The 26,172-nt window shown below is 37.3% G+C and carries 19 protein-coding genes; 2 read left to right on the top strand and 17 right to left on the bottom strand.

Annotation, left to right across the window (positions count from 1 at the left end; translation table 11 throughout):
• Positions 1–75: 75 nt before the first annotated feature.
• From CD001_RS01005 to CD001_RS01050, 10 genes are all read right to left on the bottom strand, one after another.
• On the bottom strand, positions 76–1,416 hold the full coding sequence (locus CD001_RS01005; protein ID WP_096185787.1) for a lipopolysaccharide biosynthesis protein: 1,341 nt from the start codon (positions 1,414–1,416) through the stop codon (positions 76–78).
• A gap of 40 nt (positions 1,417–1,456) precedes the next feature.
• Entirely contained in the window at positions 1,457–2,554 is a 1,098-nt protein-coding gene (locus CD001_RS01010; protein ID WP_096185788.1) for a glycosyltransferase family 1 protein, read from the bottom strand.
• Positions 2,555–2,563: 9 nt separating this feature from the next.
• Positions 2,564–3,649 carry a glycosyltransferase family 4 protein gene (locus CD001_RS01015; RefSeq protein WP_096185789.1) on the bottom strand — a complete coding sequence of 362 codons (1,086 nt, stop codon included), beginning with the start codon at positions 3,647–3,649 and terminating at the stop codon, positions 2,564–2,566.
• An 88-nt stretch (positions 3,650–3,737) separates the two neighbouring features.
• On the bottom strand, positions 3,738–4,382 hold the full coding sequence (locus CD001_RS01020) for an acetyltransferase (protein WP_096185790.1): 645 nt from the start codon (positions 4,380–4,382) through the stop codon (positions 3,738–3,740).
• Positions 4,383–4,412: 30 nt separating this feature from the next.
• Positions 4,413–5,045: a sugar transferase gene (locus CD001_RS01025; protein WP_096185791.1), complete on the bottom strand. Its 633-nt coding sequence runs from the start codon at positions 5,043–5,045 to the stop codon at positions 4,413–4,415.
• 5 nt (positions 5,046–5,050) lie between these two features.
• Entirely contained in the window at positions 5,051–6,160 is a 1,110-nt protein-coding gene (locus CD001_RS01030; protein ID WP_096185792.1) for a DegT/DnrJ/EryC1/StrS family aminotransferase, read from the bottom strand.
• A 41-nt stretch (positions 6,161–6,201) separates the two neighbouring features.
• Positions 6,202–8,022: a polysaccharide biosynthesis protein gene (locus CD001_RS01035; protein WP_096185793.1), complete on the bottom strand. Its 1,821-nt coding sequence runs from the start codon at positions 8,020–8,022 to the stop codon at positions 6,202–6,204.
• Positions 8,023–8,699: 677 nt separating this feature from the next.
• Positions 8,700–9,464: a tyrosine-protein phosphatase gene (locus CD001_RS01040; protein WP_096185794.1), complete on the bottom strand. Its 765-nt coding sequence runs from the start codon at positions 9,462–9,464 to the stop codon at positions 8,700–8,702.
• 101 nt (positions 9,465–9,565) lie between these two features.
• Positions 9,566–10,264, bottom strand: a complete 699-nt coding sequence (locus tag CD001_RS01045; protein WP_096185795.1) for a CpsD/CapB family tyrosine-protein kinase — start codon at positions 10,262–10,264, stop codon at positions 9,566–9,568.
• A complete protein-coding gene (locus CD001_RS01050) occupies positions 10,254–11,000 on the bottom strand; it encodes a YveK family protein (RefSeq protein WP_096185796.1) in 747 nt (248 codons plus the stop codon). Before CD001_RS01050 ends, CD001_RS01045 begins: the two co-directional genes overlap by 11 nt.
• Before the next feature lie 251 nt (positions 11,001–11,251).
• Here CD001_RS01050 and CD001_RS01055 point away from each other — a divergent pair, with 251 nt between their 5' ends.
• A complete protein-coding gene (locus tag CD001_RS01055; protein ID WP_096185797.1) occupies positions 11,252–12,199 on the top strand; it encodes an LCP family glycopolymer transferase in 948 nt (315 codons plus the stop codon).
• Between the two features lie 220 nt (positions 12,200–12,419).
• Here CD001_RS01055 and CD001_RS01060 read toward each other — a convergent pair whose 3' ends face one another.
• The 3 genes from CD001_RS01060 to CD001_RS25855 form a co-directional block, all read right to left on the bottom strand.
• The gene (locus tag CD001_RS01060) at positions 12,420–12,929 is read right to left on the bottom strand and encodes an SRPBCC family protein (protein WP_096185798.1); all 510 of its coding nucleotides are present in this window, start codon (positions 12,927–12,929) and stop codon (positions 12,420–12,422) included.
• 427 nt (positions 12,930–13,356) lie between these two features.
• On the bottom strand, positions 13,357–14,331 hold the full coding sequence (locus tag CD001_RS01065; protein WP_096185799.1) for a nuclease-related domain-containing protein: 975 nt from the start codon (positions 14,329–14,331) through the stop codon (positions 13,357–13,359).
• Positions 14,332–14,429: 98 nt separating this feature from the next.
• Positions 14,430–14,624 (bottom strand): hypothetical protein, encoded by a 195-nt coding sequence (locus tag CD001_RS25855; protein ID WP_142303526.1) that lies wholly within the window; start codon positions 14,622–14,624, stop codon positions 14,430–14,432.
• A gap of 208 nt (positions 14,625–14,832) precedes the next feature.
• On the opposite strand from CD001_RS25855, the gene CD001_RS01070 reads away from it, so the two are divergent.
• Positions 14,833–15,777 carry a C40 family peptidase gene (locus CD001_RS01070; protein ID WP_096185800.1) on the top strand — a complete coding sequence of 315 codons (945 nt, stop codon included), beginning with the start codon at positions 14,833–14,835 and terminating at the stop codon, positions 15,775–15,777.
• 497 nt (positions 15,778–16,274) lie between these two features.
• Here the strand turns inward: CD001_RS01070 and CD001_RS01075 are convergent, their stop codons facing one another.
• The 4 genes from CD001_RS01075 to CD001_RS01090 form a co-directional block, all read right to left on the bottom strand.
• Positions 16,275–17,156, bottom strand: a complete 882-nt coding sequence (locus CD001_RS01075; protein ID WP_179298554.1) for a sensor histidine kinase — start codon at positions 17,154–17,156, stop codon at positions 16,275–16,277.
• 22 nt (positions 17,157–17,178) lie between these two features.
• On the bottom strand, positions 17,179–17,550 hold the full coding sequence (locus tag CD001_RS26175; protein ID WP_096185802.1) for a hypothetical protein: 372 nt from the start codon (positions 17,548–17,550) through the stop codon (positions 17,179–17,181).
• Positions 17,551–18,129: 579 nt separating this feature from the next.
• On the bottom strand, positions 18,130–19,383 hold the full coding sequence (locus CD001_RS01085; RefSeq protein WP_096185803.1) for a sensor histidine kinase: 1,254 nt from the start codon (positions 19,381–19,383) through the stop codon (positions 18,130–18,132).
• 220 nt (positions 19,384–19,603) lie between these two features.
• Complete coding sequence (locus CD001_RS01090; protein ID WP_096185804.1) at positions 19,604–25,813, bottom strand: SpaA isopeptide-forming pilin-related protein; 6,210 nt, start codon at positions 25,811–25,813, stop codon at positions 19,604–19,606.
• Positions 25,814–26,172 lie beyond the last annotated feature (359 nt).

Consider the following 26,172-nt stretch of genomic DNA (forward strand, 5'->3'; position numbering starts at 1 on the left):
TCTCCTAACTCAGAATAATGAGAAGTTCAATCTTTATAATATAAATACTCTTAACTATAAACAAACATTATCTTATTAAGAATAGTAACGTTCAGTGCCTTTAATAAATGAGTTACTAAGTCTTTTGGTTTTAATTATTGTTAGTATAACTAATACAATATTTGTGGACGAACCTGCTACACTATATAAAGCAATTGCTAATAGATCATCATTAAATAAATATGAGCCTACAAATAATCCAGTGATTCTTAACATTAAGCTTACAATAGATTCTATTAAACTTAGTTTTTGAGCAAATAATACAGGAAGCGTTTGCCTACTTGGCTTCGTAACAAATGTAAACAATAACCATAATGACATCCACCTAGCATATTCTCCTGCTTGAACCCATTCTTCACCAAATACAACACTGAATAGTTGTGGCCCAAATATCATTATAATTCCAAATGGAATGATTCCAATTGCCCCCATAGATAATGTTCCCATAATCAATAACCTTGTAACGTTTTCTTTATTATTAACAGCTTCAGACATACGAGGAAAAAAAACGTCACTTATAGCTTTTCCTATTAGAGTTGAAGGCATCTTTAAGACTCTTTGACCTATAGCATAAAACCCTGCAGCTGCAGGACTAAAAAGAGTTGTTAACATGATTACAGGTAAATTTTTTGACACTGCACTTATAAATGTCTGTGGACTCCGATATTGAGGGAAATCTCTATATTTCTTAGCAACTTGACCTATTTTTAAAGTTGAGTTAGATACACGTGATGGTTCCTTGAGTACTTTGTATTTTTTTAAACCTCTTATAATCAATATATTATGAAGAGCATATCCAATAGTTGATATCCAAATTAAAGTAGTTGCAAATGGAGATATAAAGCCGAAACCAGTTTTTGTTGCGTTTACTATTAAGGCTTGAGCTACTACTGCTTTTGCTTGTATTGAGAACAGCTTCTTTCTGATTAACCATTGTATTGTTACTTCAAGCGTTACACTCAAAACCATAACTAATGGTATTAATTGTAAATAAGGGGTTATTGATTGACTATTTAACATATTGGTGAAAAAATCACCCATAAACAAGAAAACAATGCTCATTAATGAAGCTGTAACTAGACTAATATAAATAGACAATTTGATTAGCTGTTTGGCATCTTTATCTTCTTTGGGTAACACTATTGCTAATGGATATGTCAATGCAGCAATAGGTGAAATAATAGCAATAATGGATAGAAATACCCCTAATATTCCAAAAGCTTCTGGACCATATAATCGGGTTATTATCGGTGCAAATAAAATAATAATTATTTGTGCCATTGTAGTACCCGCAGCTAATGTTAAAACATTTTTAACAAATTTTTTCCTGAAAATTTTATTGAATTGCTTTTTTACTTTTTCAACTTTACTTCCCATGATCCATCATCACTTTCTTAAAACATTAAGTAAAAACATTTTATACTTTAGTATAAAATGTTTCATAAAAATTCTTGATATTATGAATGCCAAATTTTTTATTCACTAATCTATTTTGTATTCGTTTGTCATGAAAGAAATCCATATCAGTAACCTTTTCAGCCCATGTATGGGCACCCCAGCCAAGATCTAATTTATACACTCTATTTGTTACAAGTACTTCATTTGTTATGCTATTAGAAATTATACAAGGAAGTCCTGCTGCTTGAGCCTCCAACACTACACCAGGGAGCCCTTCAAAAAATGAGGGGAATAACAATAAGTCCATTCCTTGTAATAGTTCTGGGACATCTGACCTTATCCCAAGGATCTCTACTTTGTTTTCTAATTTTAATTCTTTTATTTTTTCTTCTATATTATTCCTTAGTCCTCCATCCCCTACTAAAAACAATTTAGCATTCTTATCCTTTTCCAATAATACATTAAATACATCTATCAAAAAGTTATGATTTTTTTGAGGGTGGAATCTGCCTATGTGAATGACTGCTAATTCATCTTCTAATAGTAAATCTTTTCTTACTCTATTCCTTACTCCCTCATCAAATTTATATTTTTCAACATCTATAGCATTTGGTATAACTTTTACAGTACCATCTGCAACCAATTTTTTACCGAACTCACTAATACCTGCTAACCTAGAAACCGCAAATAAGTCAGATGCATAATAACGAGCAAGTTTTGTTGTAAATCTTTTTATTCGACTATCTTTATTTGAGTTTCTAGCATGGGCAATTCTTACTTTAACGTCATTTTTTAACGCTTCATTTAAATAAATGAACCCAGTACTTGTTTGATGTCCATGAATGATGTCATACTCTGGGTGTTTTTTAAAAAAGGATCTCCATGCTTTTTTATATTTAAAATAATTTTTTCCTGTAAAACGCGGAAAATTGAATATTTTACCACCTAAAGACCTTACTTCATCGGAGAAAAAACATTCATCTTTAGTATGAATAGCAAAATCAAATTGAATTTTTGACCTATCAATCGAACGATAAATATCCATTGTTCTACTTTCAGCGCCACCAGAATCAAGTCTACCAAATACATGAAGGACGCGTTTAACTGGTTCTTTCAAAAAAGTCACCTACCGATTAATTTCTTGTAAATATGCATTTACAACAATTCGTCTATCAAATTCTTTTTCTACTTTCTTTCTACTTTTCAATCCCATTTCAATTTTAGTATTATGATCTAAATAAATAAATGCTTCTACTTTCTTGATCAAGTCATTAGCATTTTGTTGCTCAACTAAATATCCATTTTCTTCATTATCAACAATTTCACGACATCCACTGCGATTAGTTGTAATAATAGGTCTACCACAAGCAGCACTTTCTAGTAATACATTGGACATACCTTCTGGATAATACGTGGGGTGTATTGTACAATGAGAGAACTTATGAAATTCTCTTACGTCATCTTGCCTTCCATGATATATTACTAACCCTTCTTCTTCCATTTTTCTCAATTTCTCTAAGTAGTTTTCTTCACAATTACCAATAATATGAAATTCTGTATTTGGATAATTAGTTTTTATATATTGAGCGGCTTTTAAATATTGGTCAATCCCTTTTTCTTTCATCACTCTTCCAATAAATATAAACCTCAATATATCTCCCTCTGGATATTCCATAAGGTAAAATCGTTGTAGATTTACACCTGACCCAGGAATCAACCTATTATTATTGACTGCAACTTTTTTACTAATTAAAAACTCCTGGTTTTCTTTATTTTGAAAAAAGACACATTGGGCTTTTTTCAATGATATTCTATATAAAAATAAAGAAATAGTTTGTAGTAGACCTTTTTTCTCTACAGCGGTACCTAATCCAGTTATATTAGCTATTTGTGGAACATTTAAAAGCCTACAAACTACCCCACCATATACATTAGGTTTAATAGTATATGTTAATACAACACGTGGTTTATTAGATTTTACAATTTTTTTATAATTTAATAATAGTTTTAAATCATTAAGTGGGTTTAGTCCTCTTCTATCAACATTTGTTTCAATATATTTACACCCGATACTTTTAAAATAAGACACCTTATCTCCTTGAGGAGATGAAATAATCACTTCATATCTTTCTTCAATTAACTTTTGCATTAATTCCTTGCGGAAGCTATAAAGTCCATCAATGGAATTTGTTAAGATAAGAACTTTTTTCATCAAAACGTCTCCTAAATTACTCAATAACATACGGTAGTTTTAAAGTTTATTTTATATTAATAACTAATCATTTTGTCTATATTTATTATTAAATAATATTTTTAACTTTTTTAGCTGGAACACCTATATACATACTGTTTTCAATTGTATTTTTAGTCAAAACACACCCTGCACCTAATGTAACATTTTTTTCTATTATTAGCCCTTGTAAAATTGTAGAACCAGTACCTATAGTTGAATTATATTTTATAGTTACGTTACCTGAGATTTTACTGCCAGGCATTACAGTAATATAGTCTTCGATAATACCATCATGCCCTATAGTAGTTCCTATATTTATATGACAGTGGTTACCTAATTTAAAGTTTGGATTAATAATAGTTCCTGCACATATGATATTCCCTACTCCTATATTGGTATATTTACTGACTATTGAGGAAGGATGAATTAAATTGACCCAATTAATATCCTTTATTTTTTTTGTGATTTCCCTTCTGACATTACCATTAGCTATAGCAATAGCTCCATATACCTTACATTTTTTTGATTGACGTTTTAAATAATCTGTAGTTCCAATTATTTTATAACCAAGTACTTCTTGTCCAATGAGTCTCTCATCATCGTCAATTAACCCTACTAATTCATATCTTTCGTATTCCTTATTTATGTTTTCAACTATTTCGATTACTTGCTTACTAAAACCACCACTACCAATTATGAAGAGTTGTTTCATTCTATCTTTCCTTTATTGTAATTTATTTTTTTAACTACTTTTGCTTCCGCGAAATTTATTATCCTGTGCTTTATTTTCGAAATTTACTCCTTCTCTCACAAAAACTTTTTTTATGGTTTGAAAGATAATTTTAATATCATACAAAAAACTAATATTATCTACATAGTGCACATCAAGATCAAATTTTTCATCCCAGCTAATGGCATTTCTTCCACTAACTTGCGCTAGTCCAGATAACCCTGGTCTTACTTCATGTCGTCTTTTTTGAAAGTTGTTATATAAAGGTAAATAATCGACTAATAATGGTCTCGGACCAATGATTGACATATCGCCTTTTAAAATATTCACTAGTTCTGGCAATTCGTCTAAAGAAGTTGAACGTAGTAAACGTCCAAATTTATTTAACCTTATATGATCAGGTAATAGTTCCCCATTTTCATCTCGTTCATCTGTCATTGTCCTAAATTTATATAATGTAAAAACCTTTTCATACATTCCTGGTCTATCTTGCTTAAATATAATAGGTGAACCTAGTTTTATCCTTACTAATAATCCAACTAATATTATTGCAGGGCTTAAAGAGATTAGGGCAATTAAAGATAAAATAAAATCCATCGGTCTCTTTATAAATTTCCTATAAAAACTATACTTAGAGCGTCCCATAACTTTTACCACAGCTCCTTTACAACCTTTGCAACTTTTTCTAAATCTTTTTCGACCATTTTCGTATCAGATGGTAAACAAAGTCCATTCTCGAATAACTTTTCTGATACATCTGTTCCTACATAATCATAGTGATTAAAGTATGGCTGCAAATGCATTGGTTTCCATACAGGCCTTGATTCAATATTTTCTGCTTCTAAAGCTTCAATTAAATCAAAAGGTCTAGCGGGACCATTTAATGTAACAACACTTAACCAATAATTAGGGTTATCCCATACATTAGAAGGCATAAAATTCACTCCCGGTAGTGAACTTAGTTCTTTTTTATAATATTCATATATATTCTTTTTCTTTTGAACTCTTTGATCAAGAACCTTTAATTGCCCTCTTCCTATCCCTGCAACAACATTACTCATCCTATAATTATACCCCAATTCACTATGTTGATAATGTCTTGCTACATCCCTAGACTGAGTTGCCCAAAATCTAACCTTAGCCACTTTTTTTTCATTATTTGAAACGAGCATTCCACCGCCAGAAGTAGTAATAATTTTATTTCCATTAAAAGAGAAGATTCCATAGTCTCCAAATGTCCCAGTATGTTTTCCTTTATAGTATGTACCGAGAGATTCAGCGGCATCTTCAATTAAAATTACATTATTTTTCTGACATAGTTCTATGATTTTATCCATATCCGCAGACAACCCATATAAATGTACAACAATAACAGCTTTTACTTGAGGATATTTACGAAATGCTTCTTCTAAAGCTTTAGGACACATATTCCAAGTTTCATAGTTACTATCTATAAAGACAGGTGTGGCATTTTGATAAATAATCGGATTAGCCGTAGCAGAAAAGGTAAGAGTTGGACAGAAAACTACATCTCCTTCGCCTACACCCGCTGCTCTTAATGCTAAATGAATTGCTGCAGTTCCTGAAGACAGTGCAGCCGCAGACTTAGAACCAACCAAATCTGCCAGTTCATTTTCAAATTCGTTCACATTTTCACCAAGCGGAGCAATCCAATTAGTTTCAAAAGCTTCTTTCACGAATTTCATTTCATAGCCTTCATCACTCATATGTGGTGATGAAAGGTATATTCTATCTCCCATTCTTAGACAACCTTCCCATGTAATCATTATTTCTATTATACTTACTTCACAACACTCAATTGCTTTAATCGCTCTACTTTAAAATGAGCAATATTTAACGTTTGTTCACGTAAAGTCACTACATTTGAGTCTTCGAATTCATTAATTAAGTCATAAATCACTTCAACGTTTACCGGAGGGGTTTTCCCACGGTAAATTTGTGGATATATTTGTTCTTTATGGACTTCGTTTTCTCCGAGGAGCTCTTCAAATAGCTTTTCACCAGGACGCATCCCCGTGAACTGGATGTCAATTTCTCCCTCATTAAAACCAGATAAACGAATGAGATTTTTCGCTAAATCAACAATTTTGACCGGTTCGCCCATGTCGAGAACGAAGATTTCTCCACCATCTGCGATTACTCCTGCTTGAAGCACGAGTCTTGACGCTTCAGGAATGGTCATAAAGTAACGCGTCATCTCTGGATGTGTTACGGTGACAGGACCGCCAGCTTCTATTTGTTTTTTAAATAACGGAATGACACTGCCGCGACTGCCAAGCACATTCCCGAACCGGACAGCAACAAACTTCGTTTCACTAATCGTGTCCATATGCTGGATGACCATTTCCGCAATCCGCTTCGTCGCCCCCATCACACTTGTCGGATTGACCGCTTTATCTGTGGAAATCATCACAAAGGATGCCACTCCTGCTTTATCTGCAGCTTCTGCCACATTCTTCGTACCGATCACATTATTTTTCACAGCTTCGTGTGGATTTTTCTCCATTAATGGCACATGCTTATGAGCAGCAGCGTGATAGACGACATCAGGATAGTACGTTCTCATCACTTCATTCATTCGTCCTTTATCTTGAACATCGGCAATTTCTGTTTCAATCTCAATGTCTGTATAGGTCGTTTTCAGTTCCATTTCAATACTGTAAATACTATTCTCCCCATGACCAAGAAGGACGATTTTGGCTGGTTTAAACTGACAAACTTGACGACAAACTTCTGAACCGATCGAGCCTCCTGCACCAGTGACAAGGACCGTCTTATTTGTGATTTTATTGCCAATACTTTCGCTATCTAATTGAACAGGTTCACGTCCTAATAAATCTTCGACCTGAACGTCACGAATTTCCTGAACCGATACTTTACCGGACATAATGTCTTCAACTGATGGCATAATTTGCGTTCGCGCCTTCGTTTCTGCGCAAATCGAAAAAATTTCATTAATTTCCGTTTTCGTTAAAGATGGAATCGCAATAAGGATATGGTCAATGTTGTTTTCTTCCACAATCCTCGCCGTCTCTTTTACATTGTCGAGGACGGGTAAGCCCATAATTTCAAGATTATGTTTTGTCTCATCATCATCAACAAATGCCACTGGATGTAATTCTGTCGTTTCACTGTTCATTAACTGCCGAGCAACCATACTTCCACCCGCACCGGCACCGATAATAAGTGTTCGCTTTTTATTTTTCCCCTTATTCAGCATCGTGTCACGGTAAAGCCTCCAAGAAAATCTCGATGCACCAATGAGCAGAATATGTAGCATCCACGTAATGAGTAATGTCCGTATAAAAAAGCCTTGGAATGCAACGAGTAAAATAGCCGCTACCGTTAAGATCGAAAATGTCACTGCTTTGAATATTGCTGTCAACTCTTGAATACTCGCATACTGCCATACGCGCTGATAAAGTTTGTACCGATGTGCAAATACATGGTGGCAAGCAAATAATGCAAGTGAACTGACGATAACCGCTATCGGAACCATTTCCGATTCAGGACTTAACAGCCAGTATCCTACGTATATGGAGAAAAATACGATAACCGAATCGACAAAAACGAGTAAGCTTAACCTTGTTTTATACCCCATTCAAAGTCCTCCTTTCATGAGTTAAAAGAATCTTCTCCGTTCCATTAAAGAACGCTCATCAATAGGTTAGAGACTGTTTGTTATATTAGCCCATTGGTGAACGCTCTTGTAGTCCATTTAGCACGATCCAAAAGAAGGAAGTTTTCGAAATCTAATAGTTTTCTAACAAACGACGAATGAATGTCGAAATTCTGATCAACTTTTGTCGACAAACAAAGATTTTTACATTCATTCGACAAAACCTTTTTAGAAATATTCGTTTTAAAAGCTATTTTTAGAAAATTTATTGTACAACTTCTTATAAGTCATGGTATACTTTTGTCGAAAAGTTGCATTTCGTTTTTCTTAGATGATTTATTCGTTACATCATTTCTAGATGAATTTACATATGTAAGATAGGCATTAAACCTAACCTCACACCGTACCAGTGGCGACGTGCGCCTAAGGACTGCTTGTGCACTCCCACAGCACGGCCGAGTATCTCCAGTTGATAAAGGTAAGGAGACATCACCTTTTTTTAAGAACTTCAGTCGTAAATATATACAGGTAAATCATCCTGTAGAACAATGAGTGAAACCTCGTAAGTGAAAGACTCTCTTACAAGGTTCAATTTGTGTATGTATTAACAATCTATACAATGCACGTCCCAATGAGAAATGAGAAACGTGCATCTTTCGTTAAAATAAGCCAAAAAACTTCTTCTCTTTTATTCTTTCGGGTGGTTCAATCATCACATGGGTGTTCTCGACAACAATTTCTGCGTTTTCACGAAAAAAATAAACCATGTTTTCACCGAATTCCTGCTGGACCTCATCATAGGCTAATTGTAGGTGAAAATTGCGGTTCGTCGTATTATGTGCGTCTGATGCAATGACATGTGTAAGGTTTGCTTCAATCATATCAAGCGAAAACTTTTTAATTTTCTTTCCGAATGTTCCTGCTATGCTTCCTGCTGTCACCTGAGTTAAACTCCCGTTTTTTACGAATTGATACAACATGTCCGGTTTTTTCATAAATACTTGGTTTCGTTCCGGATGGACAATGACCGGTGTTAACCCTTTTAACTGAATATCGTAGAGCATTTGCATTGCATATCTCGGTACTTGCGCGGACGGAAATTCAACGAGAACATATTTACTATCTGCGACTGTTTGGATTTTGCCAAGATCATAGTCCTCTAGTAATTCCCCATACATGCGGCATTCTTGACCAGGAAGAATGTTGACGTTGATTCCTTCCTCTTTCAATCTAGCATTTAGTTCATTCACTTTTTCTTGAATCAGTTGTTTTTCGTTAATAAATACGCCATTTTGATGATGAGGAGTGGCAACGATCGTCGTCACCCCTTCTTGTTCAGCTACTTTCGCCATCGCAAGAGCATATATAATATCTTTCGCCCCATCATCAACACCGGGCAATATATGACAGTGGAGGTCAATCATCGATTGAACCCCTTTCTATTGAAATTTAGTAGAAATCCACTTCAAGATAATGACTATTATACCAGCTTTATAGGTATTTTCTATAAAAATTTTGTAAATTTTTAGTTTTCACCATAGTAATAATAATATTGTGAATCTTTTAACTTTCGATCATTTAATACTGCACCTAAAATGTTCGCCTCAACCTTTTCCAACGCTTCAACCGCTTTTTTCGCATCCTCTTCTTCTGTTTTTCCGCTTCTAACAACGAGGATAACACCGTCACAATAGCGAGAAATAATTTGCGGATCGGTAACTATAGTCACTGGCGGTGCGTCAAACAAAATGTAATCATAATGTTTTTCCAACTCTTTAATGAATGCATTCATCGCTTTTGTTCCGAGTAATTCACTCGGGTTTGGTGGAACAGGGCCAGACGTTAATACGTCAAGGTTGTCAATCGATGTTTCATAAACGGCATCATAAAACTCCGTTTGTTTCGCGAGGACGGTCGTCAACCCTACTTGGTTCGGAAGTTGAAACGTAAAGTGAACAGTCGGCTTTCGTAAATCGGCATCAATAATGAGTACTTTCTTCCCTTGCTGTGCTAAGACGACGGCTAAGTTCGAGATCGTCGTTGACTTTCCTTCACCTGGTGTCGAAGATGTCACCATCATCGTTTGAATCTTTCTGTCAATCGATGCAAATTGAATATTCGTTCGTAACGTACGGAATTGTTCAGTTATCGGTGATTTTTTATCAAAATGCGCGACTAAATTTCGCTGTTTGTCTGATATTTCACTTTTTCGATTACGCGCCAAAATTCTCACGTCCTGTTCTTGTTCGTGTCGTATGCTTTAACTGTCCAGTCTTCACTTTCGTTTCATCAATTGTTGAGATTGATGTTAACACTGGAATCCCTAGCTTATTTTCGATATCGTCTTCGGTTTTTACCGTGTTATCTAAAAATTCGAGTAAAAATGCGAGACCAACGCCAGCCATTAATCCTACGACGAGTGCAATTGCCATGTTCAATGTCGGGTTCGGACTTACTGGACTTGGATCTTCAGCTAATTCGGCTTCTGATAAAATCGAGACGTTATCAACATTCATAATGTCGACGATGTCGCGCTGGAAAATAAGTGCAATCGTATTCGCGATCTCGACTGCCATTGCCGGATCTATATCCTCTACGGTAATATTCACTACTTGCGAATCCCCTTGACTGTTTACATTAATTTGGTCCTTTAACGAATTAATCGAACGTTCTAAGCCTAGCTCTTCTGTCACAGGTTCTAATATTCTAGGAGAAGTAATAATGACGTTGTATGTATTTATAAGGTCCATGTTCGTTCTAAGGTCCCCAGATGTATACATTTGTCCTTCTTCTTTTGATTGGTTCACGAGTAGCTGTGTCGAATTTTGATATGATGGTGTCAGTACGAAGTAAGAGATGATAGCACTTGCTGCAACTGCAACCGCGGTAATCGCGATGATCATTCCGATTCTTTTTTTCAACGTTTCATATATTTCTTTTAAACTAATAGTTTCTTCCATGTTCTCCTCCTGCTAGCTGACCTTTATTCTTGCTTTATGCTACCGCAAATTGCGCATAATGTAAATATTTTGATGAAAAATACTAGAAAAAGCATGGATTTGTAGATTGATAAATTGTTGAAATGTTATATACTATATGTTAAAGAAATTCCACATTTTTGTAATTGGATTTTTTACTGAAACGTTTTGCTTGGTTAAACCGTCTTAAATGTTATGGACGATTATATTCTACTAAAGGGGAAAAGTGAAAGATGAAAAAAGCACTTATTATTATTGGTTCGATCGTTGGATTATTGTTTTTATCGGTCGCTGGATATGGATTTTACCTATATAAATCGGTGGAAAATACGGTAGACGACCGTATGCATGTGACGATTGACCGAGAAAAATCTGCAAAACGCGATGTTGAAGTGGATATGGAAAACCAAGACCCGCTCGCCTTTTTATTACTCGGTGTCGATACACGTGAAGCGGACAGCGGTCGTTCAGACACGATGATGGTGATTACAGCAAACCCAGAAGATAACTCCATGAAAATGGTGAGCATTCCACGTGATACACGAACCGAAATTGTCGGACGCGGCACTACGGAAAAAATTAACCACGCTTATGCACACGGTGGACCGGAAATGGCGATGGATACAGTTGAAAATTATTTAGACATTCCGATTGACTATTTTATGACGGTTAATATGGAAGGCTTTAAAGATATCGTTGACGCGCTCGGCGGTGTCACCGTTGATAACGACTTTGCTTTTAACCAAAGTGGACATAGCTTTGATGCTGGTGAATTGTTTTTGAATGGTGATGAAGCATTAGCGTATGCTCGAATGAGAAAAGCAGACTCTCGCGGTGATTTAGGACGTAACGACCGTCAGCGCCAAATCATTAACTCGATTATCGAAGAAGGCGCCCAATTCTCTTCGGTAACGAAAGCACAGTCTCTTTTAGATGCGATGGGGAATAACATTGCGACAAACTTAAACTTCGACCAAATGATGAAAATCCAAAGTAACTACCGCAGTGTGCGCCACAACATGACGACACTTGAAATCGACGGCTACGGAGAGCGAATCGATAACATATGGTACTACATCGTGCCAGAGGAAGAGCGCTTACGTGTATCTGGTGAACTTCAAGCTCATTTAGGCCTCGATGGCGCCGTAACAGTTAAATCAGACGAAGAAGACGAAGCATAATTTTTTATAACTTCGGCAAGGGACTCCCCGAGTGATCGGTTCGTCCCTTTTTCGTTTATCGATAGTCACTTTTGATTTTTACATGAGTTTTGGGGTTGTTTGTGGCTTTTTCGATTTTTCGTGCGCTTATGATTTGCCACGGCTTTTTCGGTTTTTCGTGGCGTTTATGATTTGATCGTGTCGCTCATGACTTGCGCCACGTTCTCTTCTGCTCGCTTTTCTAAATCGGTTCGCTTCCAGAAAACAAGTCTTTCGGCCGCTTCCAGTTTGTTGAATTACCTGATTCGGCAAGTACTTTTAGAGCGTTCGCTCGTGATGCAATGAACTCTCTTATCTGTTTTTCTAAAAACAGCTTGTTCGCAATGATCCCGATCGGTCCGAATGGCGCACGATATTCGAACGTGCAAATCATCATCGTCCCATCCGAAATTTCGATAAACTCGCGAATATGTGTAAATGAATGGAAAAGTGCACCATTCACCATCATACTGACAATTTTGAACGGTTCGTCCAAGTATGTTACTTCTGCAGAAACTCTCTGATTGAACCCAAATTTCTCTGTTTCCCAAATCATTAGGTCGCCTTCCTCAAGCAATTCTTTCTTTTTATTCCCAGCTGCCTTACTGATCGTCTTCGTTGTCGTTCTCGTCGGGTCTTTAGCCTTTCTCGCAAGGTTAAAGCACACGTCTGCAGCTGCCTCAATATGCTGTTTATGTTTAATTACAGGCATCGCCTTAGCTCCTTCACTTCCATTTATTACATTATTATTTACCAAAGACTCCCTTTTTATATCCATTTGTTTGTTATTATGGTGGTTTTGGATGATGTGACCCGTAATTTGAAGGAAGGGTTTCGATTATAGAGGTTATTTCTTGGAAGTTCGGAGCTTATTCTTAGCTGTTTGACGCAAGTTTTTTACTGGGGTGCGCAACTTCTCTACGGGTAGGCGCAACTTCCCCTCGGTTTCACGCAACTTCTCTACGGGTAGGCGCAAGTTCTATGCGGTTGGACGCAACTTCTCTACTGGGGCGCGCAACTTCCCCTCAGTTTCACGCAACTTCTCTACAGTTTGACGCAACAACTCTTCGTTTGGGCGCAACAATACTGTGCTCCACATTCTAAGAGCTCTCTACATAAGGATTGAAAATTATTGAATGTTAATTTAACAATAATGGTCTTAAGTCATATTTCAGCTTTTTAGCGCTGCCTATTTGGGGTAAATTAAGTTTTTTTAGTTGGTATAAGGAAGTTCTTATGGGTATTTGTAAGAAGCGGCTATATTCTTTCGTCGTAATTGTGGGTGATATAAGCAAAGCATAGTCTATTAATGCTTCAATGTGGGCTTGATGGTCGACCTTGTTACAATGCGGGCAGATCCAAGATGCCCTTTTTTTCAACATTGGGATAAGTTGGCAGTTTAAACATCGAGTCCCACACGTAATGTCGGATACCGCATATGAATGATTTTCATAAGTCGGGGTCCAGGGCTCACTCGATTGTTGAATCGTATCAGACACAGAATCGAACCTCTTGCTTGATAACCTTTCATTTGCATAGTAGTTATCTAGCATACAAATTTTATCAAATATATTTTTACCTCTGATCACAATGTCTTCTACCTTTTTATCTATTGAATCACTTTCGATTATGCACTTTCCGTTCGTTAAAACAACAAAGCCTATGATAGGTATATTCCTCTCGAGATTTTTAACTCTAAAAAAATTACTCAGCTGAAATTTATGAAACTGTACTTGTTCAATTGGACAGGGGTAGCAAAGTGTATCCTCACCAACCGTTTGCAGCAGTTGTTTATAATGTGGTTGAAATTTTAATCGACCTTTCATATTCTTTGATTCTAATATAAGCGCATAATTCGGTGATAAAATAAGCATGTCCATTTGAAAAATAAGGCCGTTTAGTTTCATTCGGAGGTCATAAAAGATGTGATGATTCTTCGAGGATTTAAACGAGCCAAGGTGATAATCTAATGATTTTTCCCCCTTGTATCCAGCTGTTCTAGCCGAAATTTGGTCGTCTATGTCTTGAAGAAGTTTGTGTCTTTTAGGGAGTCTAATTTTCATGGCTTCTAATTGGCGGAGTTGAAGAGGAGGTTTGAGAGGTTTAATAATCAAAAAAGTCACTTCCTTTATTCATTTTTGGAGAAACATGGAAAGTCTATCTATATTATTTTAATGAAAACTTTCAGATTTGTGAAGTATCATTTCGTATTTTAATGTGCCGCTCTTTCTCTATTGGTTTGACGCAAGTTCTTTGTGACTAGGCGCAACAACTCTTCGTTTGGACGCAACTTCTCCTTGTTTAGGCGCAACAACTCTTGGATTGGACGCAACTTCTCCTCGCTTTCACGCAACTCCCCTGTGATTCGGCCAACTTCTACTCGGTTTGACGCAACTTCTAGTTTCAACCCAACACAGTTTGTTCTTTATTGAAGAATCTTGCTGATTTTCCAATTAATTAGCTCTATCATTTCATTTTTTCATCATATTATTACAAAGATTACAGCATGGTTAATATATTTTGACATATTCCGAAAGCGGATTGTCGTTGTCCTATCAATTATATATACTGATTTTTGTAACAACTTAGAGAATGATAAGGGGAGAGGACAAAGAATGAAAAAGATTGTATTAAGTGTCACATTAGCTGGTAGCTTACTCGTGCTTCCTAGCATTTCAGAGGCTGCTTTAGGTGACCAAACTTTACGTGAAGGAATGCGCCACAACGATGTCGTCGAATTACAAGAGGCATTAAGAGACAAAGGCTATTTCACCTTCCACACGTCAACAGGCTATTTTGGTGAAATTACTCGTGCAGCTGTCCGTGACTTTCAACAATCGAAAGGAATAAAAGTTGACGGTATCGCTGGTCCACAAACGTTTGGTGCACTCGGAGTTAGTGGCTCAAGCTCATCTAGCTCAAGCAGTACGCTTACATACGAGCAAACATTAAGAAGCGGTATGAGCGGCAGTCATGTGAAAGCTTTACAAGATGCGTTAAGAGATAGAGGGTTTAGCGCCGGTTCTTCTGGAATCTATGGACCGAAAACGATCGAGGGCGTCCGCGACTTCCAACGTTCAGCTGGAATTACTGTTGACGGTATCGCTGGTCCACAAACATATAAAGCATTAAACAACGGATCTAGCAGCAGCTCTTCCAATGCGAGCTCTTCTAGCAGTGGAAGCAGTACGTCTAACAGTCTAGCATCTGATTTAGAATCTACAGCTAAAAGTTTACTAGGATCTCCATACTCTTGGGGCGGAACATCACCATCTGGTTTTGATTGCAGTGGATTCCTAGGTTATGTATTCAGTCAGCACGGAATCGAACTACCTAGAACTGTTGCACAAATTCACAGTGCAAGCACGAGCGTTTCAGCAGCACAAAAAGGTGATCTCGTCTTCTTTGAAACGTACACGTCTGGTCCGTCACACGCTGGAATCTACCTTGGTAACGGTGATTTTATTCATGCTGGCACATCTACAGGGGTTACGATTTCAAACGTGAACAACTCATACTGGAGCCAACGCTACTTAGGCGCTGGACGAGTGAATGAATAGCTATAAAATTTTAAAATAGCATACAATCTATGATATAAAATATGAGTAGTACGACGATACACCATAGCTGTTTTACTTATAAAACTACACCATTGACCGTCGTATTTAACAATCGATTTATCGAAGCATTTAACTATCCTTATTTCCCCATTAACATACACATACGATCGATTGTACGACAGTCACAAAGTGGCCGGGAAAAACAGTATCAAATTAAGTGAAAAACGGTGCCAATTATCGCTTTTCGATAGTTGGCACTGTTTCGTTGAACAAAAATAGGTTCCATGAGACTGTCGAGCTGTGTACTTCGTACTTTAGATGACTAAAGGGACTTATGAAACAGCTGCCTATATAAGCATGAAGTGTAATAACTGTCTATCCGAGTCATCATCTTGATCGTTTGCAACTGGTAGGATAAGCCCAAGTCGATTATTGCGCTAACCAAGGGGAAGCTCGTCCTGGCTTTATGAGGAGTCTCCGCCATTTTCCGGTTTTTCTTATTGGGAAACGTGTTTGGTAATATTAAAGGCAATCACAGTGCCTACTTCTACCTTACTTTTAATTTGTAATCCTGTGCCAAAGCTTTCGATTAGTCTTCTATCTGTATTTTTGAGCCCTACCCCTGTAGAAGAATTAACTGTATCCATGCGTTTAATCGAGCGAATGACGTCTTTGCTCATTCCAACTCCATCATCTTTAATGATGACCCGTAAATAACCATTTTTCTTTAATGCTTTAATTTCAATTGTTCCACCAGAAACCTGTTTCATAACCCCGTGTTTTATTGCATTTTCAACAATTGGTTGAATTGTCAGCGTAGGTAGATAATATCCTTTTACATCTTCTACATTCCAATGAACTTTTAATCTGTCGCCAAACCTTACTTTCTCTATATACAGATAGGATTCTACGAGGGACATTTCCTCTTCAAAAGCTGTCCATCTATTAAAGGAATTAGAGTCAAATTTACTCCGTAGAAATTCACTAAATTCCTCTACCAACCTTCTCATTTTTACAACGTCTACAATGCTTAGTTGAACGATGGCATTTAAAGTATTAAAAATAAAATGTGGTTGTATTTGTGCTTGTAACCATTTTGCTTCCATTGCGGATTTCAATTCCTGTCTCATCTGATAAGATATAGCAAGTCCTAATCCTAAAGGCCATCCAATATAAAAAGGGATAGTAGATAGAACTAAAAATACCTGGAATGAATGTTGTGTCGGTCCAATTAGCTGATCCTCGATTTGACCGCTAAATGCTAAATACCATCTATAAGAAAAAACTGGGATGATCATAACGATTGAAACAGCTGTATATAAATGCACCCAAAATTGAACTATATTTGTTTTATAAAGCAAAGCAACTATCGTAATCACAGCAAGTAATACAACAATAAAATCATGGTAAAGATATCTTGTAGTAGGATTTGTTTGATTTATATACGACATGATAACGGATAACGGATAACAGAATTAACGCTATTATTAATTTTTCTCTTTTTTTATTATTACCTAAATCACGAAATCTAAGGATTCCTTCCATTAATAGAGTTGCACCGATCAATGTACAGCAATTGTTTATGAACGTGATCAAACTACCATCTAAAAAATGTATACTAATAAAGCTCACAAACCAACTAACAGACGAACAAGCCCAGAAAGCTGGCCCTTCTATCATAGGGTTGATTCTCCATAAAACAATCATTAATATTAATCCCATAAAATTAATGATCCCAACAACTAGCAAAAGTGTTGATAGATCAAGTCCCATATAAGCCTCCGACTATTCTGAAGATTATCGTTGCTTCATTATATAAATAATATGTATGTAAAACAAGGAGACAAAGGAATAGCAACGGCAATTTTAGATCGCCTTCTCCATCACTCTGAAGTTGTCTGCGACGAGTAACCGCAGGAGCAACGAGCGGTTCTTCGCTGAGTTCTCTACGAGCTGCTTCGACGCAATCTCTTCCTCGATTACTCTTGCAGAGGAAGAAGCACGGAGTCTGCGACGAGTAATCGCAGGAGCACTGTTTTTATGCGACGAGTAATCGCAGGAGCAAGCACTGGAAGGCTGGCAAGAAGAAGTCTGATCTTAGACTTCAATTGACAGGGTGAAGTGACCTCGAGCGAAAGAAATAGCTGAGCTAGACGTAATAATTATTTTCGAGAACCTATCCACAAGATCTAAATCCATAGTTTCCTAGACGACAAAAAAACTGCCAGCAAGAGTTTGTGTCCCATGCTGACAGTTTTTAAAACCTAACTTAGTCTCGATTTTTAGTCGAAAATCTGTCATCTCGTTTATCCATGTATAGAGAAATGACTAGGGATATATGAATATTTCGATTTATTTAGTAATATTAAAGGCAACGACAGTACCTACTCCGACTTTACTTTTAATGTTTAAACCTGTTCCAAAATCTTTGATTAGTCTTCTATTCGTATTCACTAATCCTACCCCATTAAACTCACCTGAATCGAAATCTTCGATCGAAAGGATTTCTTTTTCATCCATTCCAATTCCATTATCTTTCACGATTACTCTTACATAATCCTTTTTCTTAAAAACTTTGATTTCAAGTGTTCCACCATTTGCTTGTTTCAATATCCCATGTTTAATTGCATTTTCAACTATGGGTTGAATCGTCAGTGTCGGCAAATAAAACTCTTCTACATCATCTAGCTCCCAGCGAACATTTAATTTTTCGCCAAACCTTACTTTTTCAATATATAAATATGACTTTACAATAGAAAGCTCCTCTTTAACAGATACCGATTTATTAAATGAATGAAAATCAAATCTACTCCGTAAAAACTCACTAAACTCCTCTACTAATTTGCGCATTTTGTTAATATCAATGGTGCTGAGTGCATTTATCGAATTTAGTGTATTGAAAATAAAGTGTGGTTGTATTTGAGCTTGTAACCATTTTGCTTCCAGTGTAGCCATCAGTTGCTGTCTCAATCTATATGAAACAGCTAGAACTAAGCCAAAAGACCATCCAATGATATGCGGAATAACGGACAGGAACAAAAATGCTTGAAATTCATGCTGTGTGGAACCAATTAACTTATCCTCAATTTGACCACTGAAAGCCAAATACCATCGATAAGAAAAAACCGGTATGATAATAAGAAATGAAATAGCTCCATATATATGAACAAAAAACTGGGCTTTATTCGTTTTATAAAGCAATGCAATCATCGAAATGATACAAACCGATACGACAATAATATCATGATATAGATACCTTGCGGTTGGATACGATTGATTGATATAGGACATGACAATCGATACGATGATTATCAATACCATTCCTTTTAACCTTCGACTCTCATTCCCAACATTTCGAAACCTAAGAATGCCTTCCATTAAAAATATCGCACCAATCAACGTGCCGCAATTATTCAAAAATATGCCCAAACTTCCGTCTAAGAGATGCATGGTAATAAAGCCAGTAAATGAAATAGCAGCTGATAAAGCCCATAGAGCAGGACCTTTTACAGAGGGGTTATTTCTCCAAAGCATCAACATTAAGATAAATACCATAAAATTCACAACACCCACAACTAAGTCAAGTGTTGCTAGATCAAGTCTCATATAAGCCTCCGAATATTTAAAACATTGTATTTTTATATAAATAATTCCAAAACAACTACAAAAGATAGATACATTAAGATTTTGCAACTGAGGTCTGTCAATTAAAGGATACTTATAGTAAAAAACGCTGATGCCACAGAAAAAATCCCCCAATAAGGATACCTAAACCTTACTGGGGTGATATCAAATGTCAAACCATGATGTGATGTTTTTTAAAGGTTTATATTTCTCTTCTTCTTCGATAAGCCACTATCATTGTCCCGCCAATGATGAGTAGTCCGACACCTAGTAATAATAGGTTAAATGTGTTCGTTGCTGTTTTCGGCAATCGGCTTTCTCCTTGTGACTTCGTTCCTTCTCCAGTTTTGTCGTGATCATTTTCAGGTTGTTGCGGATCTTCTTTCGAACCAGAACCGGAATCTAAATGGTCAGGTGTTTTCTCATTCGTTACAACAACCTGTGTAAAATCTGTTTGCCCTTTTTCAATAACAAATGAAATCGGAGTAACATCCAGCTTGTAGCCTGCTGGTGCCTTCGTCTCGACAAATTCGTATTCACCTGGTTTTAAATCTCCAATAACGATTTTTCCGTCGTTACCTGTTTTTAGTCCCTCCTTGATTTGATTCCCTTCCCTATCAAAGAGGTTAAACTGAGCACCCGCTAGTACAAGTGATTCATCATGTTTTGCAACTTTTGTAAGTTCAACCTCACCACGTATTAACTTATTGGTAATCGTGATCTTTTTATCTTCCATTTGCCCGATATCAATCGTAAATGCTATCGGCTCATGTGACTCATAGCCAAATAGTGGTTTCGTTTCAACGAGTACATATTGACCTGGACGAAGATCATCGATGATGAGTGTTCCAGTCTGGTCGGTTTTCAATTCAGTCTGAAGGGTATTTCCTTCTGCATCTTGCAGTTCAAACTCTACCCCTTCGAGTTGTAAATTCACATCATCGGCATCTACTTTCGTTAGTTCAATGCCACCTTTTACAATCTCGTTATCTGTTGTTATGTGAAGGGTATCTGTCTGCCCTAATTCGATCGTGAAGCTGATCGGTTCATTAGAAAGAATATATCCTTCTGTTGCTTGTGTTTCAATGAATTGATACGTACCTGGTTTTAAGTCATTGACGAAAATTTTTCCTTCTTCATTTGTTGTTACGTTTTCTCGAATGATTTCGCCATTTTTATGAAGCTCAAAAATGGTACCTTCCAACGGCTCTTTCGTTTCTTGATCTACTTTAAGTAGCTCGACTGAACTTGTTGTCCGGCTGTTTTCTTTTGTTAAATCTAGTGTTTCCTGCTGATTGAAATCAATCTCAAATTCGAGTGGTGTTGTATCTAACTCATGGCCAAACGGCGCCTTTGTTTCAACAAAATAGTACGTTCCTGGCTTCAATTCCACTTGCAGCTGGCCATCTTCGTCTGTTGTTAAGCCTGTTTCTAGCTCATTTCCTTCCGCATCTAGGAGGGTAAACTCTGCTCCTTCTAGCGCTTCGTTTTCTTCACCTACTTTCGTTAATTGAACCGTTCCTAACGTTAATTCGTTGATGATCTCTACTTCTGTGCTTTCTGTTTGACCTAATTCGATTTCAAACGAAACTGGTGTAGCAACTAATTCATATCCCGCTATAGATGACGTTTCAATGAATTGATAGTGACCTGGTTTTAAACCATCTACGATGAGTTTTCCTTCCGCATCGGTTGTCAAGTCTTCTTGAAGCATGTTCCCATCACGGTCCTGCAGTTCAAAGACGATACCTTCTAATACACGTCCATCTTCTCCAACTTTCGTTAATTCGACCGAGCTTGTCGTACGGCTGTTTTCTTTCGTGATTTCTAACGTTTCCTGCTGGTTGAATTCAATTTCAAAATCGATTGGGGTTGCATCTAAATCATGACCAAACGGTGCGTTCGTTTCAATAATCTGATAGTTACCTGGCTTCAATTCTACTTGCAGCTGGCCGTTTTCGTCTGTCGTTAAGCCTGTTTCTAGCTCATTTCCTTCCGCATCTAGAAGGGTGAACTCTGCTCCTTCTAGTGCTTCGTTTTCTTCACCTACTTTCGTTAATTGAACCGTTCCCGGAGTTAACTCGTTGACCATTTGCACTTCTGCGCTTTCTGCTTGACTTAACTCAATTTCAAATGGGATTGGCGTCTGATCTAATTCATACCCCGCTATAGATGCCCTTTCAACGAATTGATAGCTTCCTGGCTTCAAGTTAGCTACGACAAGTTTTCCTTCTTCATCTGTTGTCAAGCTTTCAAGCAATGTGTTTCCTTCTTCATCCTGCAACTCAAAGACGGTACCTTCTAAAACAAGACCATTTTCTCCTGTCTTCGTTAATTCCACAGCTCCTGTTATAAGCTCATTTTCAACATGAACAACAGCTGTTTCCGTTTGATTTAATTCAACCATTACTTCTATTGGTTCTGAATCTAGTACATAATGTTCTGGTGCTTGCTGTTCCACAAAATAATACGTACCTGGTCGGAGGTTATCGATGAAGATTTCACCGTTCTCATCAGTAGTGAAACTTTCTTCACCGTCTACCGTCACATTATGACCGTCTGCATCTAGCAGAGCAAATACAGCACCTTCTAACGGAACGTTTTCATTGTCCTTATCGACTTTCACTAATGTGATTGATCCTAGAACAATCGAATTTTCAACGATCATTTCTCGTCGCTCTGTTTGGTTTTCATCAATCGTGAAGTGAATCAACTCATCAAGAGGTTGATACCCTTCTTGTGGTGTTACTTCTTCAAATGCATACTCACCTGGCTCAAGATCAAAGATCTGGATTAGACCATTTTCATCTGTTTCTATATTTTCATAGCCTTCGACGATATTTCCTTGCTCATCTTGTAGTCTAAAGGTTACACCTGCAAGCGGCTCATTCGTCTCAGAATCGACTTTCATCAGTTCTACATCACGGACGACCTTTTGATTCTCGACTGTTACTTGAGAGAGTTCTTCATCGACTACTACCGTCATCTCTTGATCAATCCCTACCACATAGCCTTCTGGTGCTTCTGTTTCTTTTAAAATATAGTCACCATGTAGTAAATTTTGAAAAACTACCTTCCCATCATCACCGGTTGTATAAGCTCGTAATGCTTGTTCACCCGTTTCATCATAAAGAGTGAACTCAGCTCCCGCTAAAGGTTCGTTATCGTCAGCATCGACTTTCATAACTTCCAAGCTGCCAATTTCACCGTCGATTCCTCCACCAATCCCAGAAAGATCAATTCGATGACTGATAGAATCGTCGGTGTCAAGGTCGCCTGTCTGTTCAGCTTCAAATTTTATATCATTTTCGATATAGCCATCACCCGCGTACATAATGTACGTATCATATTCAAGGACGTAACCACGAGTAATCTCTTCTTCGAGAAGTGTGATCGTAAAGGTTTCGATCCCGTCAGCATCTTCAGTAAATTCGATTTCGTAGTCAATTCCTTCTTCAAGCATTGCTTCAAGGTCTTTCGCAATACTGTTTTCGGTTACCTTTGTCTCATACAGCTTAATTGTATCTTTTAACAACGTGTGATTTTGGCTAGGTGTATCTGAAATCGCCACGTTTGAAACTGTTGACTGTGCGAAATTAATGTCGACCTGCCAATTGGCAACTCGCGGATTTTCGTCGTTTTGTACAACCGATTTCTTCGTATATTCCCCTCCACGATATGGGGAGACGGAGGCGTCTAACACAATATCCTCTTGGTTCTCACTTTTTACAACTGCTGTATTGTCATAAGTCTCAGCAATCAATTGATCCGTAAGATCCGTCGTAAACGTAATTAAATAAGGGGTGTCAATGTTATATAAGTTGACTCTGAAACCTTTTTCGCCGTCGTCATTCGTTAGCTCCTCGAGTTCATAATCACTTTCATCAAGTTCCTCTCCAACTTCAACCCCGTTGTCTCCTCCTGTTAGTTCCATATGGAAGATCCGGACCGATTCAAGGTCAAAATTTTGGTCACCAACAATGTAATCCTCGACAATCGCATTTGTAAGCGTCGTTTTGTTATAGTTTACTCCAATTTCCCAGTCAATTTCTTTCGTAACCGCATTGTATGATCCACCTTTAAATCCATTTGCGATCGTATAAGAATCTGGAGTAAAAGTAGCCGATGCTTCCTTCTCTCTTCTTTCCGTTTCACCTTCAGGGGTCCACTCAACCAATGCGTTATTTCGGTATGACTGTGTCCCTTTTTCTGCCTTATCGAAATCAATAACAGTCGTATATGTGATGATTACTTCCTTCGTGATGGGGTTGTCGAATTCAAGTGTTAGCATATAGGTGTCTGGATCAAAGGTTTGTTCATAGTCTGTACCTTCTTGCCAAACTTGCCCATCATGAGTAACCTGAATACCCTCTGGCGTAAACCCTATCGGCAGCTCATCTGTGAATATGACATCATCCATCGTATATTCGTCACTATTCATTCTGACTGTCCAGCCTGTTGTTTTATCATCATAATGAGCATTGTTATCGTTCGATTTATTTAATACTTGCTGTTGAATGCCTCGGCTGCCTTCTATTATATTATCGTACTCATCCGAAACTGTATTATTGATTGTTACACCATCTTCAACCCGCTCAATGTTTTTCGTTTCATAGACGATACGGTATGCATGCTCGATGTCTTCATTAAACTGGAATTCAAAACCATTTTCCGTTTCTGTAAAATCAAAGTTTTCAAATGATCTTTCTTCGACTACTTCCCCAGTATCTGGGTCGATCTCCACTTCGTAAACCTCGAAACCACCACTGGTAAGCTGCTGGTTTTCGCCAAATACATCTGTCAATGTGGCTAGATTTTGAGGAATTACTTTTTCGTCATAGTTGTATTTGATTTCCCATTCAATCGTTTGTGTACTAGCATCATAGCCGGTTGATGACTTCTCAAGCGGTTTACCTCGGTCAACTGTAACCGTTGCTTCTGCTTCTACAGGTTCCGTGTTTTCTCCATCTAGACTCGCTTCGTTGCTGTATGTCGTCCCCTCATGATCATTGATTGTTGTATCATAAACGACACGGTACGCTGAATCGATCGTTCCTAGCTCAAGAGGGAAGTTTGACCCAAAGCCGTGATTCACTATTTCTTCAGTTTTTTCCTCGTCAATCGTTCCATCGGCATTCATATGAAGCTTATAAACTTTCAATGATCCTTCTTCAAAAGAATGCTCTCCTTCAGTAATCGTATCTGAAAGTGATGCTTCTTCAATCATTTGTAAATCTTTATTGAAATCAACGGTCCACGTAATGGAGGTGGAGTTATATGACTTATCTGGAACACCTCGTTTATCGATCGCTGATGCATCTGGTAAAAACTTAACCGGATACGTTATCGCTTCTTCCCCTGTGATCGGAAATACAATTTCGTTTCCTTCAGCTGGTCCTGAATAATGGGCAGCAAACTCTGACCAAAGCTGAATGTATCCGCTAACGTTCGAATTATTTTCAATATTTTCATTGAATGTGATAACAATTTCATTTTGATTGTTCACGATAAATGTTCCAAACATAGTGCCATCTGGAGCTCTCAGTTCCATTTCCTCCGGATTTGGTAATACTCTGAAAATATCTGGAACCTCAATCGTATACGTAGAGCCATCGCTATACCCGTGATTGTTCGGAAGTTCAAATTCGTATTGAATCGTTACTTTAAATTCATCAAACGGATGGTCCACGACAATTTCTTGTCCGGGCTCTAATAATCGGTCCTCCTCATCATCTAGAAAACGTTGATACAAATTCACATTTGTAAGGAGGTTTTCAGTTATTTCGATCTCGTCTGTATAAGTAGTGATACTTTTGTTAGTCGCTTCCTTCTGTTCCACCTCTACTTCACGTTGATCTTCTATTTCCACTTCTTCCTGCTTTTCGCCTTCGTCAACTTCTGTTTTATTTGGTTCTTCTAGAGGAGAGTCAGAATCCTCCTTTGCTGATAATTCTTCCTCTACCTCTACCGGATCTTTACCAGTTTCATCCGTCTCCTCTTCCGTTAATACTGCTACACGAAACGACCCTTCTGCCTCGTTATGTGCTTCTACCTCTTCAGTAAATGTGACAGTAACTATTCCATCTGATGTAGCTAGAAAGGTTCCTACTTCTGTTTCTTCATCAGCTAAAGAACCAGTTTGTTCACTTTCAACTCGAAGCCCTTGTGGTAAATGGATTGTCTCTGTACTACCACTCTCCACGTCCACCTCTTTTATAGACCAATTGATCAAAACATAAGCTGCATCAGACTTTGATTCTATTTCGTTTCCGTCTTTATCTGTCAACGCCATTGAAGTAAACACAGAATCGCCGTTATCTTCAGCTAAACTATGCGCTGGTACCGCGACACTGCTTACAAGTGTTTGAAAAACGAGCATAAAAATTAATACAATACTTACTCTCTTTCTCATTCATAAACCTCCTCATCCTCTTAATCTTTTTCACACAAATAATTATTTTAACTATTGCACCTTTACAATTTCTCAACATCTTCTTAAACAGAAATAGAAACACCCATGCTTTTTAAAAACATGGGTGTTTCTACACTGCCAACTCTCCACTATTTAAGTTCTTATTTTCTTAAAAACTTTACCTGACGCTTGTTGCTGTTTCCTTCGGTTAAAAATCAGTCATATTGCACCTAAAACTAGTAATGATAGACCGGCTGCTAATAAATTGTTAAGAGCGTAGGATGAGTAGGCTAGAAGCCAATAATTTCTTTTGAACTAATGCTTCTCTGACTTACAAGAAAAATGATTTATTTGTGTTT

The organism is Evansella halocellulosilytica (assembly GCF_002335745.1).
GTDB lineage: Bacteria > Bacillota > Bacilli > Bacillales > Salisediminibacteriaceae > Bacillus_CA > Bacillus_CA halocellulosilytica.

What these genes read in the sequence shown, in the direction of transcription:
- CD001_RS01055 (WP_096185797.1), top strand. Translation starts at nt 11,252, where the DNA reads ATGAAAAAAGCACTTATTATTATTGGTTCGATCGTTGGATTATTGTTT.
- CD001_RS01005 (WP_096185787.1), bottom strand. Translation starts at nt 1,416, where the DNA reads ATGGGAAGTAAAGTTGAAAAAGTAAAAAAGCAATTCAATAAAATTTTC.
- CD001_RS01035 (WP_096185793.1), bottom strand. Translation starts at nt 8,022, where the DNA reads ATGGGGTATAAAACAAGGTTAAGCTTACTCGTTTTTGTCGATTCGGTT.
- CD001_RS01070 (WP_096185800.1), top strand. Translation starts at nt 14,833, where the DNA reads ATGAAAAAGATTGTATTAAGTGTCACATTAGCTGGTAGCTTACTCGTG.
- CD001_RS01020 (WP_096185790.1), bottom strand. Translation starts at nt 4,382, where the DNA reads ATGAAACAACTCTTCATAATTGGTAGTGGTGGTTTTAGTAAGCAAGTA.
- CD001_RS01015 (WP_096185789.1), bottom strand. Translation starts at nt 3,649, where the DNA reads ATGAAAAAAGTTCTTATCTTAACAAATTCCATTGATGGACTTTATAGC.
- CD001_RS01050 (WP_096185796.1), bottom strand. Translation starts at nt 11,000, where the DNA reads ATGGAAGAAACTATTAGTTTAAAAGAAATATATGAAACGTTGAAAAAA.
- CD001_RS01085 (WP_096185803.1), bottom strand. Translation starts at nt 19,383, where the DNA reads ATGAGACTTGATCTAGCAACACTTGACTTAGTTGTGGGTGTTGTGAAT.
- CD001_RS01060 (WP_096185798.1), bottom strand. Translation starts at nt 12,929, where the DNA reads ATGCCTGTAATTAAACATAAACAGCATATTGAGGCAGCTGCAGACGTG.
- CD001_RS01040 (WP_096185794.1), bottom strand. Translation starts at nt 9,464, where the DNA reads ATGATTGACCTCCACTGTCATATATTGCCCGGTGTTGATGATGGGGCG.
- CD001_RS01025 (WP_096185791.1), bottom strand. Translation starts at nt 5,045, where the DNA reads ATGGGACGCTCTAAGTATAGTTTTTATAGGAAATTTATAAAGAGACCG.
- CD001_RS01090 (WP_096185804.1), bottom strand. Translation starts at nt 25,813, where the DNA reads ATGAGAAAGAGAGTAAGTATTGTATTAATTTTTATGCTCGTTTTTCAA.
- CD001_RS01030 (WP_096185792.1), bottom strand. Translation starts at nt 6,160, where the DNA reads ATGGGAGATAGAATATACCTTTCATCACCACATATGAGTGATGAAGGC.
- CD001_RS26175 (WP_096185802.1), bottom strand. Translation starts at nt 17,550, where the DNA reads ATGGGACTTGATCTATCAACACTTTTGCTAGTTGTTGGGATCATTAAT.